Source organism: Streptomyces sp. NPDC053079 (assembly GCF_044546695.1).
Lineage (GTDB): Bacteria > Actinomycetota > Actinomycetes > Streptomycetales > Streptomycetaceae > Streptomyces.
Map to the genome: position 1 here is coordinate 89,451 of NZ_JBITZJ010000005.1, position 16,981 is coordinate 106,431.

Genomic DNA, 16,981 nt, shown 5'->3' on the forward strand with positions numbered 1-16,981 from the left:
TATGATTTCGGCGTGTTCGACTCCCGGCACATCAAGACCTTCCACGCGGTCGTCGCCGCGGGGTCGTACTCCGCTGCCGCCCGCGCCCTCGGCTACACCCAGCCCGCGATCACCCAGCAGATGAAGGCGCTGGAACGCGCGGTGGGCACCCCGCTGTTCACCCGCGTCGGACGGCGCATGCGGCTGACCGAGGCCGGCGAGGCGCTCGCCCGGCACGCCGAGGTGATCCTCGACAGCCTCACCGCTGCGCAACGGCAAATGAGCTCGCTGACCCGGCTGCGCGCCGGACGGGTGCGCGTGTGCGCGTTCCCCAGTGCCGGGGCCACCCTCATACCCGAGGCGCTGGCCCGCCTCGCCGCCGACCACCCGGGCGTACGGGTCGAGCTGCAGGAGGGCGAGCCGCCGGACTCGCTGCGCCGGCTGGTGCGCGGCGAATGCGACATCACCCTGGCCTTCACCTATCCCGGCCTGCACGAAGAGGTGCCCGACGAGCTCGTCGAGATACCGCTGTTCGAGGACCAGCTGACCGTTCTGCTGCCGGTGGGACACCCGCTCGCCCGCCGCCGCGCCGTCAAGCTCGCCGACCTGGCCGAGGAGCGCTGGATCGCCGGCTGTCTGCGCTGCCGCACCAACTTCCTCCACGAATGCGCCGAGCAGGGCTTCGCACCCGACATCGCATTCACAACGGACGACAACCTCGTCGTGCAGTCCCTCGTGGCCGAGGGGCTCGGCGTGGCGATGATGCCGGGGCTGGTGTTGTCCTTCCTCCGGCACGACAAGATCACCGGACGGGCCCTGGACCCGGCCTGCCGCCGTCAGGTCTCGGCCTACGTGCTGCGCGAGCACCTCCGCATCCCCGCCACCGCGCTCGTGCTCGACGAGCTGAAGGCCGTCGCCGCGCGCCGGGTCGGCTGCTGACCGCGGGCCCGCGCCCGCCCCATCCATAAGCGTACGTTCGCGACCCGGCAAAGAACTGTCGTTGGACGTGATGGATCAGCGGCCCCGACTCTGCACGTATGACCACACCCACCGCCGCACCCCCGACGACCGCGCGCCTCGGCCGGCTGGTCGGCGACGTCCGGGAGGCCGTAGGCCGCGGCCTGCCGCCCGACACGACGGCGTACCTCGTCGGCGAGCGGCTCGCGACCCACCTCGGCGCCGCGGACCTGCTCACCGCCGAACAGTGCGAGGGCGACCCCGACCGCTACCGCCAGCACGTGCTGCACGCCGAGCGGGACGGCAGCTTCTCCGTCGTCGCGCTCGTGTGGCTGCCCGGTCAGCAGACCTCCATCCACGACCACGTCTCCTGGTGCGTCACCGGCGTCCACCAGGGCACCGAGAGCGAGCGCCGCTACCGGCTCGTCCCCGAGGGGACGACCGCGCGCCTCGTGGCTACGGAGGACGTGGTCAACCACCAGGGCGACGTCTGCGGCTTCGCACCGCCCGGCGACATCCACCGGGTGCGCAACGCCTGTTCGTCCGTAGCCATCTCGATCCACATCTACGGCGCCGACATCGCCCGCCTCGGCTCCAGCGTCCGGCGCGTCTACGACCTGCCCGCCGACGAGCTCTGATGGCGCTCCTCAGCTCGCAGCGGAACACCGCGGCGCCCACCCGGACGACTCCCGCCCCGACCCCCGGCAAGCTGCCCGGCCTCGCCATGGCCGCCGCCGGCGTCGCCCTCGCCTGGGCGGTGCACCGGCTCGTACCCGCCGTCCCCATGCTCACCGCGGCCGTCGTCCTCGGCATCGCCGCCGCGCACCTGCCCGGCGTACGGGCCCGGGTGCGCGGCATCGGCAAGCCGGGCCTGACGCTGGCCGGCAAGCGGCTCATGCGCGTCGGCATCGTCCTGCTCGGGCTCAAGCTCAGCCTGGACGACGTCCTCGGGCTGGGCTGGGCCACCGTCGTCATGGTGGTCGCGGTGGTCGCCGCGACGTTCTTCGGGACGCTGTGGCTCGGCCGCCGGCTGGGGCTGCGCGGCGACCAGCCGCTGCTGATCGCCACCGGCTACTCGATATGCGGTGCCTCCGCGATAGGCGCGGTCAGCGAGGTCTCGGGCAGCGACGAGGAGGACGTGGCGACGTCCGTGGCGCTGGTGACGCTGTGCGGCACGCTCGCGATCGCGGTCCTGCCGCTGCTGCACCATCCGCTCGGTCTCGGCGACGCGCAGTTCGGCCGCTGGGCCGGGGCGAGCGTGCACGACGTCGGGCAGGTCGTGGCCACCGCCCAGACCGCGGGCCCGGCGGCCCTCGCCGACGCGGTGCTGGTCAAGCTGATGCGGGTGGCGCTGCTCGCCCCGCTGGTCGCGGCGGTGGTGGTCTCCGTACGCGCCCGCCGCGCCGGGGGCGGTGCTACGGGGGCCGGTGCCGGGAAGGCGTCCGGCAAGCGGCCGCCGCTCGTGCCGCTCTTCGTGCTCGGCTTCCTCGCCATGGTGGCCGTACGGACCACCGGCCGGCTGCCCGGCAGCGCCCTCGACCTCGCCCAGCACGCCCAGGAACTGCTCCTCGCCGCCGCCCTCTTCGGCCTCGGCAGCGCGGTGCACCTGCCGACCCTGACCCGCACCGGCGGACGGGTCGCCGCGCTGGGGCTGTGCTCGTGGATCGTCATCGCCGGCGCGTCGTACGGCGGAGTCCTTCTCACCACCTGAGGTCCGCCGCGAAACGAGGGGGGAACCCAGGAGGGGACGGGGCCCGGCCGTGCGCCGGGCCCCGCCGGGTTCACTGCGCGTAGATCTCGGTCATCTCCGTGATCTTGTTGCCGGAGCCGACGGCGACGTCGTAGAAGTTCGCTCCCCAGCAGAACTCGTCGCCCTTCGTCTTCTGCGCCTGCCCGCCGTCGTACTGCTTGCCGTCCGGGTCGGCGCACGTCTTCACGTGCGCGATGCCGGTCTTCGGGCCTTCCTTGTCGGTGCGGGCCTGCTGGCCCTGGTCCTTCGTGATCACCGTGACCTTGGCGTCGGGGGAGAACGAGAAGGTCTTCAGCGCCCCCTCCGGACGGTAGGCGGCCCCGCTCGCCGTCGGGTTGCACTTGGAGTCCTTGGCGATGACGTTGTTCATCGCGCCTTCGACGTTGCCGACCCAGATGACCTTGTGGCCCTCGGCGAGGGTCGGGCAGTTGCCCCTGTTGCCGTTGGCGCCCCGGTCGTTCCGGCGGCCGCCAGGACGCGCGCCCTGGTCGGACTGCTGGGGCGCCTCGGCGACCTGCGAGGGCTCGGAACCGGACTCGGCGCTTTTGTCGTCCTCGGGTCCGCAGGCGGTCAGCCCCAGTGCGGCCGAGACGAACAGAGCGGTGGCGAAAACGTGCCGGATGGAAATGATGTTCCCCAAATAATGATGCTGCACGGCCCGATGGGCGTGCGACGTGCGTAAGTTGACCAGCCGTCAGCACAATGCGCCGCCGGTAAGTGGTCTAGTCCAGTCTACAGTCATGGACATGGCGGACTTGTCCAGCGTGACCTCCGGCACGGGGCGGCTGCGGCCTCGGGGGTGAGGGTCTTTCCCCCACCCCGCCCCTTCCCGTAACCGGGGGCTCCGCCCCCGGACCCCCGGTCCTCAAACGCCGGGCGGGCTGTTTTTGTCGCCCGGCGGGCCTGATCCGGAGGCGTGTGACCTCGGTCCCACCCTTGGGTGAGCCCGGGGCGTACCACACGGGAGCCGCCGCGGACGCGGGTAGGCTGACGCGGTTGCCGATCGCCGAGTCAGCCGACGGAGACCGTGACTACCACCACCGCCAATCACCATCTCTCGCCCGCCTTCCCCGGCAGGGCCCCCTGGGGTACCGCGAACAAGCTGCGCGCCTGGCAGCAGGGCGCCATGGAGAAGTACATCCAGGCCCAGCCGCGTGACTTCCTGGCCGTCGCCACCCCGGGCGCCGGAAAGACCACCTTCGCCCTCACCCTCGCCTCGTGGCTGCTGCACCACCACGTCGTCCAGCAGGTCACCGTGGTCGCGCCCACCGAGCACCTGAAGAAGCAGTGGGCCGAGGCCGCGGCCCGCATAGGCATCAAGCTCGACCCCGAGTACAGCGCCGGGCCGCTCGGCCGCGAGTACCACGGCGTCGCCGTCACCTACGCCGGCGTGGGCGTACGCCCGATGCTCCACCGCAACCGCTGCGAGCAGCGCAAGACGCTCGTCATCCTCGACGAGATCCACCACGCCGGCGACTCCAAGTCCTGGGGCGAGGCCTGCCTGGAGGCGTTCGAGCCGGCCACCCGCCGGCTCGCCCTCACCGGCACGCCGTTCCGCTCCGACACCAACCCCATCCCCTTCGTCACCTACGAAGAGGGCAACGACGGCATCCGCCGCTCCTCCGCCGACTACACCTACGGCTACGGCAACGCCCTCTCCGACGGCGTCGTGCGGCCGGTCATCTTCCTCTCCTACAGCGGCAACATGCGCTGGCGCACCAAGGCGGGCGACGAGCTGGAGGCCCGGCTCGGCGAGCCCATGACCAAGGACGCCGTCTCCCAGGCCTGGCGCACGGCCCTGGACCCGCGCGGCGACTGGATGCCGAACGTGCTGCGCGCCGCCGACAAGCGGCTGTCCGAGGTCCGCAAGTCCATCCCCGACGCGGGCGCCCTCGTCATCGCCTCCGACCAGGAGTCGGCCCGCGCCTACGCCAAGCTCATCCGGGAGATCACCGGCGAGGGCGCCACGCTCGTCCTGTCCGACGACTCCGGCGCCTCGCAGCGCATCGACGACTTCTCCCACTCCGACGACCGCTGGATGGTCGCCGTCCGCATGGTGTCGGAGGGCGTGGACGTGCCGCGGCTGGCGGTCGGCGTGTACGCGACGACGATCTCCACGCCGCTGTTCTTCGCCCAGGCCGTCGGCCGCTTCGTGCGCTCGCGCCGGCGCGGCGAGACCGCGTCCGTCTTCGTGCCCACGATCCCGACTCTGCTGACTTTCGCCAACGAGATGGAGGTCGAGCGGGACCACGTCCTCGACAAGCCCAAGAAGGAGGGCGAGGAGGACCCGTACGCCGAGTCCGAGAAGGAGCTCGCCGAGGCCGAGAAGCAGCAGGACGAGGACACCGGCGAGAACGACCAGCTCTCCTTCGAGGCCCTCGAGTCCGAGGCCGTCTTCGACCGCGTCCTCTACGACGGCGCCGAATTCGGCATGCAGGCCCACGCCGGCAGCGAGGAGGAGCAGGACTACCTCGGCATCCCCGGCCTGCTCGAACCCGACCAGGTCCAGCTGCTGCTCCAGAAGCGCCAGGCCCGGCAGATCGCGCACAGCCGCAAGCGGCCCGACGCCGAGGTCGACCTGCTGGAGCTCCCGGCGGAGCGGCGGCCGGTGGTCACGCACAAGGAGATGCTGGAGCTGCGCAAGCAGCTGAACACGCTCGTCGGCGCGTACGTCCACCAGAGCGGCAAGCCGCACGGCGTGATCCACACCGAGCTGCGCCGCGTCTGCGGCGGACCGCCGAGCGCCGAGGCGACCGCGGGGCAGCTGAACGAGCGCATCAAGAAGGTGCGCGAGTGGGCCACGCGGATGAAGTGACGCGGATGAAGCAGTAAGCGGGGTCCGGACCTGGGGTCCGGGCCCCGTTGTCGTCCCGTCGCCCTCGCCACCGTCGTCGTCCGGTCCGCCGGAGTCGGACAACCGGCAGCACCACTCCCAAATCCCCCCTGCGGTGCCCGGATTGTGGGCAGACCCTTCCGCTGAGCGGACCGGCGGCGCTACGGTGCCGGTCACGCACACGCCCCGTGGCAGCGCCGCCGCGGAGCGCAGCCGGATCATGCGTCAACGGCCGGCGGCCTCTCCTCGCGCGCTGCCGGACGGGACCGGCGGCGCACCCCCACCGCGGCGAGGGCCGCCACTCATCGGAGGAGGGGCGTCGTGACCGCGGAGACTTCGCAGACGCTCGACAGGGGACTGCGCGTCCTCAAACTGCTCGCCGACACCGATCACGGTCTGACCGTCACCGAGCTGTCCACCAAGCTCGGCGTCAATCGCACGGTCGTCTACCGTCTGCTGGCCACCCTGGAGCAGCACGCGCTCGTACGCCGGGACATCGGCGGCCGGGCCCGGGTGGGGCTCGGGGTCCTGCGGCTCGGACGGCAGGTGCACCCGCTCGTGCGGGAGGCCGCCCTGCCCGCCCTGCGGTCGCTGGCCGAGGACCTCGGGGCCACCGCACACCTCACGCTCGTCGACGGCGCCGAGGCGCTCGCGGTCGCCGTCGTCGAGCCGACCTGGACCGACTACCACGTGGCCTACCGCACCGGGTTCCGACACCCCCTGGACCGTGGTGCGGCAGGACGGGCGATCCTCGCCGCCCGCCGGGGCGAGGTCGACAACCCCGGGTACGCGCTCACCCACGGCGAGCTGGAGGCCGGGGCGAGCGGGGCCGCCGCACCGCTGCTCGGGGTGTCCGGGATCGAGGGCAGCGTGGGAGTGGTCATGCTCGCCGACTCGGTGCCCCAGCGGGTCGGGACCCGGGTCATGGAAGCCGCGAAGGAGGTGGCCGACGCCCTGCGCTAGGCGCGCGGAGCGCACCATGGACGGTCCCCGCGGCGCCCGGCCGGGCCCGGCCCGGCCCCGCGCCGCGGGATCCCCGCGCGGAGCATCCGGTCCGGCGCCCACCCCCCACGCGGCCCGCGTGCCCCCGTCATCGCTCGTGTGAACTAGATTCGCAGCATGCCAGCTGCCGCCACCTCGTCCGCGCCGTCCGCGTCGCCCGCCAAGACGGCGCGTACCCGGACCCTCGCCCTCTGCGCCGCGCCCGTCGTCGCCCTGTTCGCGGTCGCCGCGCTCGTTCCGCTGCCCTTCGTCATCGCCCAGCCGGGGTCGACGACGGCGAACGTCCTCGGCGAGCACAAGAACAAGCCGGTGATCACGATCACCGGTGCGAAGACCCGCGGCACCAGCGGGCAGCTGCGCATGACCACCATCGAGGCCACCGGCCCGGACACCGACATCAGCCTGAAGACCGTGATCAGCAGCTGGTTCCGCACCGACCGGGCCGTGATGCCATACGGCTCCGTCTACCCCGCCGGTCAGTCCGACGAGGAGATCGAGCGGCACAACGTCGCCGAGATGAAGAAGTCGCAGGACTCCGCCGCCCAGGCCGCCCTGGCATATCTGCACCGGTCGCCCAAGGACGTCAAGGTGGAGCTCAGCCTCGCCGACGTCGGTGGCCCCAGCGCCGGGCTGCTCTTCGCGCTCGGCGTCGTCGACAAGCTCGACGGCGACGGCCGCGGCGGCGACCTGACCGGTGGCCGGACCATCGCGGGCACGGGCACCATCGAGCCCGACGGGACGGTCGGCGCGGTCGGCGGCGTCTCGCTCAAGACGCAGGCGGCCCGGCGGGACGGCGCCACCGTCTTCCTCGTGCCCAAGGGGGAGTGCTCGGAGGCGCAGGCCGAGCTGCCCAAGGGGCTGCAGCTGGTTCCGGTGACCGAGCTGAAGGACGCGGTCATCTCCCTGCGGGCGCTGGCCTCCGGCGGACGGGTGCCCACCTGCTGAGCGCCGGCGGGCCCGGCCGGCTCAGTCCTGCGAGGCCTGCTTGACCAGCGGGATGATCCGCAGCGGCACCGGGTTCTCCATGACGATCGCCGTGGAGGCCCGGACGATGCCGTCGAAGCCCACCACCTTGTCGATCACCCGCTGGAGGTCCGCGTTCGAGCGGGCCACCAGCCGGCACAGCATGTCGCCGTGCCCCGTCGTGGTGTGCAGCTCCAGCACCTCGGGAACCGTCGCCAGGTGGCTGCGCACGTCCGCGCCCTGCCCCTGCTTGATCTCCAGCGTGGCGAACGCCGTCACCGGATAGCCCAGCGCCGCCGGGTCCACGTCCGGCCCGAAACCGCGGATCACCCCCTGTGACTGCAGCCGGTCCAGCCGCGCCTGCACCGTCCCGCGCGCCACGCCCAGGCGCCGCGAGGCCTCCAGGACCCCGATGCGGGGCTCGTGCGCGAGCAGCTCCAGCAGCCTGCCGTCCAAACGATCGATCACCGTGGCCCGCCTCCCATAGTCATCCTGCACACAACGCCCGGTGTTACCGCGCGAACGCTGTACACAATGCCCAGTGAATACACAAACTATTGCGCACCTTGTGGATCGGCGAGACGCTGCGGCCATGACTCAGACCACGGATCACACCCCTCACACCGCACGGCAGGCGGACCCCTTCCCGGTCAAGGGGATGGACGCGGTCGTCTTCGCCGTCGGCAACGCCAAGCAGGCCGCGCACTACTACTCCACCGCCTTCGGCATGAAGCGCGTCGCCTACCGCGGGCCGGAGAACGGCAGCCGTGAGACCGCGAGCTACGTCCTGGAGTCCGGCGGCGCCCGGTTCGTCTTCACCACCGTGATCAAGCCGGTCACCGACCACGGCCGCTTCCTCGCCGAGCACGTGGCCGAGCACGGCGACGGCGTCGTGGACCTCGCCATCGAGGTGCCGGACGCCCGTGCCGCGTACGCCTACGCCGTCGAGCACGGCGCCACCGGCCTGGAGGCCCCGTACGAGCTGAAGGACGAGCACGGCACGGTCGTCCTCGCCTCCATCGCCACCTACGGCAAGACCCGCCACACCCTCGTCGAGCGCTCCGGCTACACCGGCCCGTACCTGCCCGGCTACGTCGCCGCTGACCCGATCGTCGAGCCCGGCGAGCGCCGCTTCCAGGCCATCGACCACTGCGTCGGCAACGTCGAGCTCGGCAAGATGGACGAGTGGGTCGCCTTCTACAACAACGTCATGGGCTTCACCAACATGAAGGAGTTCGTGGGCGACGACATCGCCACCGAGTACTCCGCGCTCATGTCGAAGGTCGTCGCGGACGGCACCCGCAAGGTGAAGTTCCCGCTCAACGAGCCGGCCATCGCCAAGAAGAAGTCGCAGATCGACGAGTACCTGGAGTTCTACAACGGCCCCGGCGTGCAGCACATCGCGCTGGCCACGAACGACATCGTCGCCACGGTACGGGCCATGCGGGCCGCGGGCGTGCAGTTCCTGGACACCCCGGACTCCTACTACGACACGCTCGGCGAGTGGGTCGGCGAGACCCGGGTGCCCGTCGAGACCCTGCGCGAGCTGAAGATCCTCGCCGACCGCGACGAGGACGGCTATCTGCTGCAGATCTTCACCAAGCCGGTCCAGGACCGCCCGACCGTCTTCTTCGAGATGATCGAGCGCCATGGCTCCATGGGCTTCGGCAAGGGCAACTTCAAGGCGCTGTTCGAGGCCATCGAGCGCGAGCAGGACAAGCGCGGCAACCTCTGACCCTGCCGGGGGCGTCCTCAAACGCCGGACGGGCTGATTTCCCGCCCGTCCGGTGACAGGCTGAGGCCATGGGCGAACTGATCAAGCTACTGAGCGAAGGGCTCCCCGCCGAGGCCCTCGTCACCGACCCCGACGTCACCGCCTCGTACGCCAACGACATGGCCGGCTTCTGCGAGGCCGGCACCCCCGCCGTCGTCGTCCTGCCCCGCACCGTCGAGCAGGTGCAGCACGTCATGCGGACCGCCACCGCGCTGCGCGTGCCCGTCGTCCCGCAGGGCGCCCGCACCGGGCTGTCCGGGGCGGCCAACGCCAGCGACGGCTGCATCGTGCTCTCGCTCCTCAAGATGGACCGGATCATCGAGATCGATCCCGTCGAGCGGATCGCCGTCGTCGAGCCGGGCGTCGTCAACGCCGTCCTGTCCCGGGCCGTCGCCGAGCACGGCCTGTGCTACCCGCCCGACCCCTCCAGCTGGGAACAGTGCACCATCGGCGGCAACATCGGCACCGCCTCCGGCGGACTGTGCTGCGTCAAGTACGGCGTGACCGCCGAGTACGTCCTGGGCCTGGACGTCGTCCTCGCCGACGGGCGGCTGCTCACCACCGGCCGCCGCACCGCCAAGGGCGTCGCCGGCTACGACCTCACCCGCCTCTTCGTCGGCTCCGAGGGCAGCCTGGGCGTGGTCGTCCGGGCCGTCCTGGCGCTGCGGCCCGCCCCGGCCGAACAGCTGGTGCTGGCCGCCGAGTTCCCCTCCGTCGCCGCCGCCTGCGAGGCCGTACGGCAGATCATGCAGCGCGGACACGCCCCCTCACTGCTGGAGCTGATGGACGGCACGACCGTCAAGGCCGTCAACTCCATGGCGAAGATGGGCCTTCCGGAATCCACCGAGGCCCTCCTGCTCGCCGCGTTCGACACCCCCGACCCCGCGCCCGACCTCGCCGCCGTCGCCGCGGTGTGCACGGCCGCCGGTGCCACCGAGGTCGTACCGGCCGAGGACCCCGCCGAGTCGGAACTGCTCCTGCAGGCCCGCCGGCTGTCCCTGCCCGCGCTCGAGCGGCTCCGGCCCGCCACGATGATCGACGACGTGTGCGTCCCGCGCGGCCGGCTCGCCGCCATGCTGGAGGGCACCGCCGCCATCGGGCGCGCCTACGGGCTGACCATCGCCGTCTGCGCCCACGCCGGCGACGGCAACACCCACCCCGTCGTCTGCTTCGACCCGGGCGACCCCGACGAGGCGCGCCGGGCCCGTGAGTCCTTCGACGAGATCATGGCCCTGGGCCTGGAGCTGGGCGGCACCATCACCGGCGAGCACGGGGTGGGCCTGCTGAAGAAGGACTGGCTCGCCCGGGAGGCCGGGCCGGTGGCCATGGAGATGCAGCGCGGCATCAAGGCCGTCTTCGACCCGCTCGGCCTGCTCAACCCCGGCAAGGTCCTCTAGACGTCCGAGGCCAGCAGCTCCCGCAGGGCCTCGTCCAGGTCGAGCCACTTGCGCTCCTCGCCCGGCGGCACGGTCCTCAGGGTGCGGCCCAGCCACCCCCAGACCACCCGCGCCGGGGCCTTGAGCAGCGCCTGGCCCTCCGGCGAGGACAGGGCGACGCACACCACGGCATGCCCCCGGTCCCGCACGGGGAACACCCGCACGTCCCCCTCCCCGGCGGCCCGGTGGGTGCCCTCCCGCAGCAGGTCACGGGCGAACGTCCAGGTCACCGGCCTCTGCGAGGTGATGTGAAAGGTGACGTGGACGGCGTAGGGGTCCTCGGTCCGATAGACCAGCCGGGCGGCGACCGGCGTGCTGCGCTCCGGCGACAGCACCATGTCCAGCATCAGTTCGCGTTCCACCACGGTGTGCATGTGTGCGCCCTCTCTCCTCGGGATCGACACCAGGAGAGAGGGGCCGGGGCGGCCGTCATGACGCGACTTCGCGCGATTTCTTCGCGATCCGCATGTTCGTACGTTCTTTCGCGCGTATCTCGTTCGGGTGTCGTGCGTCCGGCGGCGGAACCCCTGGGGCTTCGCCCGAAGGCAGTCTTTCTTGCGGTCTCCTTCTTCCGGCGGCTCCGCTCTTCGTTAGTGTCATGCAGGGGCGGACGGAGGTGTCCGCCCGGACGCTGTGGGAGCCGGAGACGGCGGATAGGTCAAGTGTGTTGTACATGAACGGAGTTTGGGGCATTGATGACCTCTCCTGACGGCCCCGGGGACACCCCTCGCGAAGGCTATTACCCCGACCCGTCCATTCCCGGCTACATCCGCTACTGGAGCGGCACGGCCTGGGTGCCCGGCACCAGCCGGCCCGCCCCGGCCGAGGGCGAGCCCATGCCGGCGCCGCCCGCTTCGGTGGCCGCCGCGCCGCTGCCCGCGCTCGCGGCGCCCGTGCCGCCGACGCCGCGGCCGGCCCCGCGGGCGACGGGCGGCCAGGCCCCGGACGAGACGGGCCCGGTGTTCCTCGACGAGGAGCCGGAGCCCGCCCCGGCCCGCGCCGAGGCCCCCGCCGTCTGGCAGGCGGACGCCGCCCGGCAGGACGGCTTCGGCGGCGAGAAGGACCGCCGCGTCTCCTGGGGCGGCACCCCCGAGGGACAGGGCGACGGCGGTGGCAAGGACGGCAACGGCCCCGCCCCCGTGCTGCCCAAGGCCCGGGACCCGCGCCTGCCCGACACGCCCGCCAAGGAGGCCGCGGCGCCTCCCGCCGGCGGGACCGGCGCCCCGGGTCAGGGCACCCTCACGCTGCGGCCCAAGCCCCACGGCGCCGCGGCCGGCGGCCCGCCCGCGCCCCTGCCCGCGGCGGAGCCGCGCCCGGCCGCCGCCCCCGCCGCCGCACAGGCCGCCCCGACGGCGTGGAACGGCCCGCGCGCCCAGGAGGCGCCGGCCGAGCCCGAGGCCGCCTCCCTCCCGGCCCGGCGCCGGGAGTCCGCCCCCGTCCCCGCCGACCGGCCGCGCCAGGTGGGCTGGGCCCAGCAGGTGCAGCAGCTCGCCCAGCAGCAGCCGCCCGGCGGGGCCGAGGCGGCCCTGGCCTGGAAGCCGCCCAAGGACGACCCCTTCCTGCTGGCCGCGCAGGCCCAGGGCCGGCCCGCCGCGCTCGGCCGGCGCCTGGCCGCCCGGCTGCTCGACACGGTCGTCCTCGGCGGTGCCGTGGGGGCCGTCGCCGCTCCGCTGTGGGGCAAGTCGGTCGAGCACATCGACGCCAAGCTCGAGGAGGCCCGGCAGAGCGGCGAGACCGTCACGGTCTGGCTGCTCGACGGCACCACGGGCACCTACCTGGCGATCGTGCTGGCGGTCCTGCTGGTCGGCGGCGTGCTCTACGAAGCGCTGCCGACGGCCAAGTGGGGGCGCACGCTGGGCAAGAAGCTGTTCGGGGTGCGCGTGCTGGACATCGAGTCCCACGACACGGTCCGCTTCGGGGCCGCGCTGCGCAGGTGGTTGGTCTACGGCGTGCTGGGCGTGCTCGCCGTGGGCGCCTTCAACGTGCTGTGGTGCCTGTTCGACCGGCCATGGCGGCAGTGCTGGCACGACAAGGCGGCCCGTACGTTCGTGGCGGCGGCGAAGGGCTGACGCGCCGGGCTGACTCGAACGGCATACGGCCGGATGCGGGAACCGCGGGCCTGCGGTCCACTGGGGCCATGAGCACCGACCAGCCGCAGGGCGACGACCCCTTCCAGAAGCGGCCTCCGGGGCCGGAATCCTCCCAGCCGCCGCCCTACCCGGGCTCCGGGAGCGGCGGCGGCCCGTACGGCGGCGCCGGCGGCCCCCAGGGCGGCGCTCCGTACGGCGGTGGCGGTCCCGGCAATCCCTACGGGGACCAGTTCGGTGCCGCCGACCCGCTGGCGGGGATGCCGCCGCTGGCCAGCCGCTTCCGGCGGCTGATCGCGCGGATCATCGACGGGCTCATCGTCAGCATCCCGGTCAGCGTGGTCTTCTCGCTGGCGACCTGGAATTACAACCCGTGGAACGACCAGGGCAAGTCCACGGGCCTGTCCATCATCATCGCGGTCGTCTACTTCGTCTACGAGGGCCTGATGCTGACCACGCGCGGTCAGACGCTGGGCAAGATGGCGATGAAGATCCGGGTAGCGATGCTGGACAACGGCGCCATTCCCGAGGGCCAGCCCGGCTGGACGCGCGCCGCCGTCTACTCCCTGCCCGAGATCGTGCCGTGCTGCGGCTTTGTGTTCTGGCTGGTGAACGTGTTGTGGTGCACGTGGGACCAGCCGTACCACCAGTGCATTCACGACAAGGCGGCCAAGACCGTGGTGGTCTCAACCGTGCAGTGAGTGCTCCCCCACGCCCGCGCCCGCGGCGGCCCGGCCCGCGTGCGCGGGCGTGCGCCGTTCGGGCAACGGGGGCGTGGCGGACGCCCGTTGGCGTGGCGTGCGTACGGTCATGGCGACGGTCAGGCCGAGCGCGAGAGCGGTCAGTGCGACGGCCGCGACGGCGATCCCCGACCTGGCCTGCGACAGCAGCAGCATGGCGAGGGTCGAGAAGACTACGGTGGCCGATCCGTAAGCGATCTGTGCAGGAGTCGGACGCGGCATGGCGGGATCCGTCCTCAAGGCAAGGGCAACGGTATGGGGGGAGTGCGGAGTCGGCTGGTACGTACCGTTGGTACATACCGCAATCGACTCTACGGTGCTCTCTGCCCGAGGGGAACTGGCGGTAAGCGTGACCTAACCCACGGTACTGGGAGCATCAGGGGCGCACGGGGTCATCGCCCCGTCAGGAAATGAGACCGGCGCGCCCGTTGTCGCCCGATATCCGTAACGTAAAGGCCGGATAACGTACTTCCTCTGATCGCCTCAGTCAAGGTCTGTTTTTTCTTGTCTCCCTCCGGTCAAATACCTCCACAGTTGTTACTGGGGAGGACATTCACAAGTGAAGATCAGTCAACGGAGGGTCGCCCGATCCGCCGCTGTGGCCGTGGTGATCGCGGCCCTCGGCACGGGCGCCGTGGCGGCGGGAACCGCGCAGGCGGCGGGCGTGACCGGCCCGTCCGGCGCGGACCAGGGACCCGCTTCCATCCAGCGTCAGGACCCGGCGCAGGTCAAGCGTGGCGCGGAGCACGACCTCAAGGGCCCGTTCAGCAAGAAGCAGGAAGAGCAGCGCAAGGCGGCACTGCAGCAGCTCGTCGCAGGGGATGCGAAGACGGAGCAGCGCGGCGCGTCGAAGGTCGTCCAGCTCGGCAAGGGGAAGTACGTCGAGCTCGGCCGCGAGAAGACCGACAAGATCTTTACGATCCTGGTCGACTTCGGCGACAAGGTCGACGACACCACCATGTACGACCCGGACGGGCCGGACGGCCCGAAGCCGCCCGTCAAGAAGTACGGCGGCAAGCCCGGCCCCGCCCACAACCAGATAGTCCAGCCGGACCGTGCGAAGGACAACAGCACGGCCTGGCAGAAGGACTACAACCGCGAGTACTTCCAGGACCTCTACTTCTCGCACGACGAGAACAAGGAGTCCCTGGCCAAGTACTACGAGAAGCAGTCGTCCGGCCGCTACTCCGTCGACGGCACCGTCACCGACTGGGTGAAGGTGCAGCCCAACGAGGCCCGTTACGGTTCGAACTACTGCGGCTCCACCAACTGCCCCAGCGCCTGGGACCTCGTGCGCGACGGCGTCAACCAGTGGGTCAAGGACCAGAAGGCCGCCGGTCGCAGCGACGCGGACGTCAAGGCGGAGCTGGCGAAGTTCGACCAGTGGGACCGCAACGACTTCGACGGCGACGGCAACTTCAACGAGCCCGACGGCTACATCGACCACTTCCAGATCGTGCACGCCGGCGAGGACGAGTCCGCGGGCGGCGGCGCCCAGGGCAAGGACGCCATCTGGGCGCACCGCTGGTACGCCTACGGCTCCGACGCCGGCAAGACCGGCCCGGCGAACAACAAGGCCGGCGGCACCCAGATCGGCGACACCGGTCTGTGGGTCGGCGACTACACCATGCAGCCCGAGAACGGCGGACTCGGCGTCTTCGCCCACGAGTACGCCCACGACCTGGGCCTGCCCGACGAGTACGACACCACCGGCACCGGTGAGTCCTCCGTCGACTTCTGGTCCCTGATGTCCTCCGGTTCCTGGCTCGGCCGGGGCAAGGACACGATCGGTGACCTGCCCGGCGACATGAGCGCCTGGGACAAGCTGCAGCTCGGCTGGCTCAACTACGGCAAGGCCAAGGCCGCGACGAAGTCGACCCACAAGCTGGGCGTCGCCGAGTACAACACCAAGGACAAGCAGGCGGTCGTCGTCGACCTGCCCGCCAAGAAGGTCACCACCGAGGTCGTCAAGCCGGCCGAGGGCGCCAAGCAGTGGTGGAGCGGCGCCGGCGACGACCTGAAGAACACCCTCTCCCGGTCCGTCGACCTCACCGGCAAGTCCAAGGCCTCCCTGGACCTGTCCGGCTGGTGGGACATCGAGGAGAACTACGACTACCTCTACACCGAGGTCTCCACGGACGGCGGTGCCAACTGGACGCCCGTCGACGGCACCGCCGACGGCAAGACCATCACCCGTGACGGCGGCGACAAGCCGGCCCTGACCGGTGTCTCGGGCGCGTACAAGAAGCTCTCCTTCCCGCTCGACGCCTACGCGGGCAAGAAGATCGACGTGCGCTTCCGCTACCAGACGGACGGCGGCGCCGGCGGCAAGGGCTTCACGGCCGACGCCATCACCCTGACCGCCGACGGCAAGGCCCTGGTCACCGACGGCGCCGAGGGCGACGACAACGGCTGGACGGTGAAGGGCTTCTCGCGCATCGGCGCCTCCTTCACCAAGGAGTACCCGCAGTACTACATCGCCGAGAACCGCCAGTACGTGTCGTACGACAAGACCCTCAAGGTCGGCCCGTACAACTTCGGCTGGCGCACGGCGAAGCCGGGCTGGGTGGAGCACTTCCCGTACCAGAACGGCCTGCTGGTCTGGCTGTGGGACACCTCGCAGAAGGACAACAACGTCGGCGAGCACCCGGGTTCGGGCCGCATCCTGCCGGTGGACGCGCACCCGAAGGCCGAGAAGTGGTCGGACGGCTCGCTCATGCGCAACCGCTTCCAGGCGTACGACTCGACCTTCAGCTGGTACCCGACCGAGGGCTACACCGTCCACAAGGACGGCGTCGCCACCCGCGTCAAGGGCAAGATGGGCGTTCCGGTCTTCGACGACCACAAGAACACCTACTACGACGAGGCGAACCCCACGGGCGCGGTCAAGCTGACCGACACCAACACCCGCATCAAGATCCTCACCGAGGCCCTCACCGGCTCCACGATGACGATCCAGGTGGGCCCCTCCACCAAGTGACCCGTCAGTAGCGGCATCGCCGCAGGTCACGCGCGTATCGGCCGTCGCCCCCTAGCGGGCGGCGGCCGTTCGCGCCGACAATGCCTCCCATGATGGTCTTATTGACACCCTTACGCGCAGGGGAGAAGTGAGGCGCATGGCAGGCGGTGGATTCGCCAGGCTTCCCGACGGCAGCGTGGTCGTCGCCCTGTCCCTGGCCGGGCCGCCCGACGGCGGTGTCCGCCCCGGGGAGCGCGTCCGCGTGCTCGTCCACGCCGCGAACCGCCAGCGGGCCCTCACCCGGCTGCGCAACCTCGGGCTGCGCGCCGTCTACCTGCGCGGCAACAGCCATCCGCCGTCTCCGGACGAGATCACGGCCGTGCTGCACCACCCCGACGGGGTCGTGTGGCGGGCGGCGCCGGACGACGACACCGAGTCCTGGCACCCGATCGCCAGCCTGCTGCGCCCGGCCCCCGCCACCTGAAGGGGCTCCAGGCCGCG

16 protein-coding genes are annotated in these 16,981 nt (G+C 71.6%); 12 read left to right on the top strand and 4 right to left on the bottom strand.

Going from position 1 to position 16,981, the window contains the following annotated elements; all coding sequences use genetic code 11:
* Window positions 1-12: 12 nt before the first annotated feature.
* The 3 genes from ACIGXW_RS19355 to ACIGXW_RS19365 all read left to right on the top strand — a co-directional run bounded on the left by ACIGXW_RS19355 (window position 13) and on the right by ACIGXW_RS19365 (window position 2,647).
* Complete coding sequence (locus ACIGXW_RS19355) at window positions 13-918, top strand: LysR family transcriptional regulator (protein ID WP_360909489.1); 906 nt, start codon at window positions 13-15, stop codon at window positions 916-918.
* A 98-nt stretch (window positions 919-1,016) separates the two neighbouring features.
* Window positions 1,017-1,574 (top strand): cysteine dioxygenase family protein, encoded by a 558-nt coding sequence (locus ACIGXW_RS19360; RefSeq protein ID WP_360909491.1) that lies wholly within the window; start codon window positions 1,017-1,019, stop codon window positions 1,572-1,574.
* A complete protein-coding gene (locus ACIGXW_RS19365; RefSeq protein ID WP_399574133.1) occupies window positions 1,574-2,647 on the top strand; it encodes a YeiH family protein in 1,074 nt (357 codons plus the stop codon). The genes ACIGXW_RS19360 and ACIGXW_RS19365 overlap by 1 nt, the downstream gene beginning before the upstream one ends.
* Before the next feature lie 70 nt (window positions 2,648-2,717).
* Here ACIGXW_RS19365 and ACIGXW_RS19370 read toward each other — a convergent pair whose 3' ends face one another.
* Complete coding sequence (locus tag ACIGXW_RS19370) at window positions 2,718-3,326, bottom strand: hypothetical protein (RefSeq protein ID WP_399574134.1); 609 nt, start codon at window positions 3,324-3,326, stop codon at window positions 2,718-2,720.
* 387 nt (window positions 3,327-3,713) lie between these two features.
* Between ACIGXW_RS19370 and ACIGXW_RS19375 the strand changes: the two genes are divergently transcribed.
* The 3 genes from ACIGXW_RS19375 (at window position 3,714) to ACIGXW_RS19385 (ending at window position 7,466) form a co-directional block, all read left to right on the top strand.
* A complete protein-coding gene (locus tag ACIGXW_RS19375) occupies window positions 3,714-5,501 on the top strand; it encodes a DEAD/DEAH box helicase (protein WP_399574135.1) in 1,788 nt (595 codons plus the stop codon).
* A gap of 339 nt (window positions 5,502-5,840) precedes the next feature.
* Complete coding sequence (locus tag ACIGXW_RS19380) at window positions 5,841-6,482, top strand: helix-turn-helix domain-containing protein (RefSeq protein WP_360909501.1); 642 nt, start codon at window positions 5,841-5,843, stop codon at window positions 6,480-6,482.
* Between the two features lie 156 nt (window positions 6,483-6,638).
* Entirely contained in the window at window positions 6,639-7,466 is an 828-nt protein-coding gene (locus ACIGXW_RS19385) for a S16 family serine protease (RefSeq protein WP_399574137.1), read from the top strand.
* 21 nt (window positions 7,467-7,487) lie between these two features.
* Here the strand turns inward: ACIGXW_RS19385 and ACIGXW_RS19390 are convergent, their stop codons facing one another.
* The gene (locus tag ACIGXW_RS19390) at window positions 7,488-7,952 is read right to left on the bottom strand and encodes an Lrp/AsnC family transcriptional regulator (protein WP_399574138.1); all 465 of its coding nucleotides are present in this window, start codon (window positions 7,950-7,952) and stop codon (window positions 7,488-7,490) included.
* Window positions 7,953-8,076: 124 nt separating this feature from the next.
* Here ACIGXW_RS19390 and hppD point away from each other — a divergent pair, with 124 nt between their 5' ends.
* Window positions 8,077-9,219, top strand: coding sequence for a 4-hydroxyphenylpyruvate dioxygenase (gene hppD, locus ACIGXW_RS19395; RefSeq protein WP_071963625.1), 1,143 nt, complete (start codon window positions 8,077-8,079; stop codon window positions 9,217-9,219).
* 68 nt (window positions 9,220-9,287) lie between these two features.
* The gene (locus ACIGXW_RS19400; RefSeq protein WP_399574139.1) at window positions 9,288-10,655 is read left to right on the top strand and encodes an FAD-binding oxidoreductase; all 1,368 of its coding nucleotides are present in this window, start codon (window positions 9,288-9,290) and stop codon (window positions 10,653-10,655) included.
* Here ACIGXW_RS19400 and ACIGXW_RS19405 read toward each other — a convergent pair.
* Window positions 10,652-11,068, bottom strand: coding sequence for an SsgA family sporulation/cell division regulator (locus ACIGXW_RS19405; protein WP_399574140.1), 417 nt, complete (start codon window positions 11,066-11,068; stop codon window positions 10,652-10,654). The genes ACIGXW_RS19400 and ACIGXW_RS19405 overlap by 4 nt on opposite strands.
* Window positions 11,069-11,389: 321 nt before the next feature.
* Between ACIGXW_RS19405 and ACIGXW_RS19410 the strand changes: the two genes are divergently transcribed.
* Both ACIGXW_RS19410 and ACIGXW_RS19415 read left to right on the top strand, forming a co-directional pair.
* Window positions 11,390-12,763: an RDD family protein gene (locus tag ACIGXW_RS19410; protein ID WP_399574141.1), complete on the top strand. Its 1,374-nt coding sequence runs from the start codon at window positions 11,390-11,392 to the stop codon at window positions 12,761-12,763.
* Between the two features lie 68 nt (window positions 12,764-12,831).
* Window positions 12,832-13,482: an RDD family protein gene (locus ACIGXW_RS19415; RefSeq protein WP_071963617.1), complete on the top strand. Its 651-nt coding sequence runs from the start codon at window positions 12,832-12,834 to the stop codon at window positions 13,480-13,482.
* Here the strand turns inward: ACIGXW_RS19415 and ACIGXW_RS19420 are convergent.
* Window positions 13,468-13,677: a hypothetical protein gene (locus ACIGXW_RS19420; RefSeq protein ID WP_399574142.1), complete on the bottom strand. Its 210-nt coding sequence runs from the start codon at window positions 13,675-13,677 to the stop codon at window positions 13,468-13,470. The two genes, ACIGXW_RS19415 and ACIGXW_RS19420, sit on opposite strands and share 15 nt — an antisense overlap.
* 403 nt (window positions 13,678-14,080) lie before the next feature.
* On the opposite strand from ACIGXW_RS19420, the gene ACIGXW_RS19425 reads away from it, so the two are divergent.
* On the top strand, window positions 14,081-16,501 hold the full coding sequence (locus tag ACIGXW_RS19425) for an immune inhibitor A domain-containing protein (protein WP_399574143.1): 2,421 nt from the start codon (window positions 14,081-14,083) through the stop codon (window positions 16,499-16,501).
* A gap of 136 nt (window positions 16,502-16,637) precedes the next feature.
* Window positions 16,638-16,964, top strand: a complete 327-nt coding sequence (locus tag ACIGXW_RS19430; protein ID WP_071963621.1) for a hypothetical protein — start codon at window positions 16,638-16,640, stop codon at window positions 16,962-16,964.
* Window positions 16,965-16,981 lie beyond the last annotated feature (17 nt).

Coding starts and splice junctions, on each gene's coding strand:
- ACIGXW_RS19430 (WP_071963621.1), top strand. CDS start 16,638: ATGGCAGGCGGTGGATTCGCCAGGCTTCCCGACGGCAGCGTGGTCGTC.
- ACIGXW_RS19360 (WP_360909491.1), top strand. CDS start 1,017: ATGACCACACCCACCGCCGCACCCCCGACGACCGCGCGCCTCGGCCGG.
- ACIGXW_RS19365 (WP_399574133.1), top strand. CDS start 1,574: ATGGCGCTCCTCAGCTCGCAGCGGAACACCGCGGCGCCCACCCGGACG.
- ACIGXW_RS19415 (WP_071963617.1), top strand. CDS start 12,832: ATGAGCACCGACCAGCCGCAGGGCGACGACCCCTTCCAGAAGCGGCCT.
- ACIGXW_RS19405 (WP_399574140.1), bottom strand. CDS start 11,068: ATGCACACCGTGGTGGAACGCGAACTGATGCTGGACATGGTGCTGTCG.
- hppD (WP_071963625.1), top strand. CDS start 8,077: ATGACTCAGACCACGGATCACACCCCTCACACCGCACGGCAGGCGGAC.
- ACIGXW_RS19400 (WP_399574139.1), top strand. CDS start 9,288: ATGGGCGAACTGATCAAGCTACTGAGCGAAGGGCTCCCCGCCGAGGCC.
- ACIGXW_RS19410 (WP_399574141.1), top strand. CDS start 11,390: ATGACCTCTCCTGACGGCCCCGGGGACACCCCTCGCGAAGGCTATTAC.
- ACIGXW_RS19420 (WP_399574142.1), bottom strand. CDS start 13,677: ATGCTGCTGCTGTCGCAGGCCAGGTCGGGGATCGCCGTCGCGGCCGTC.
- ACIGXW_RS19385 (WP_399574137.1), top strand. CDS start 6,639: ATGCCAGCTGCCGCCACCTCGTCCGCGCCGTCCGCGTCGCCCGCCAAG.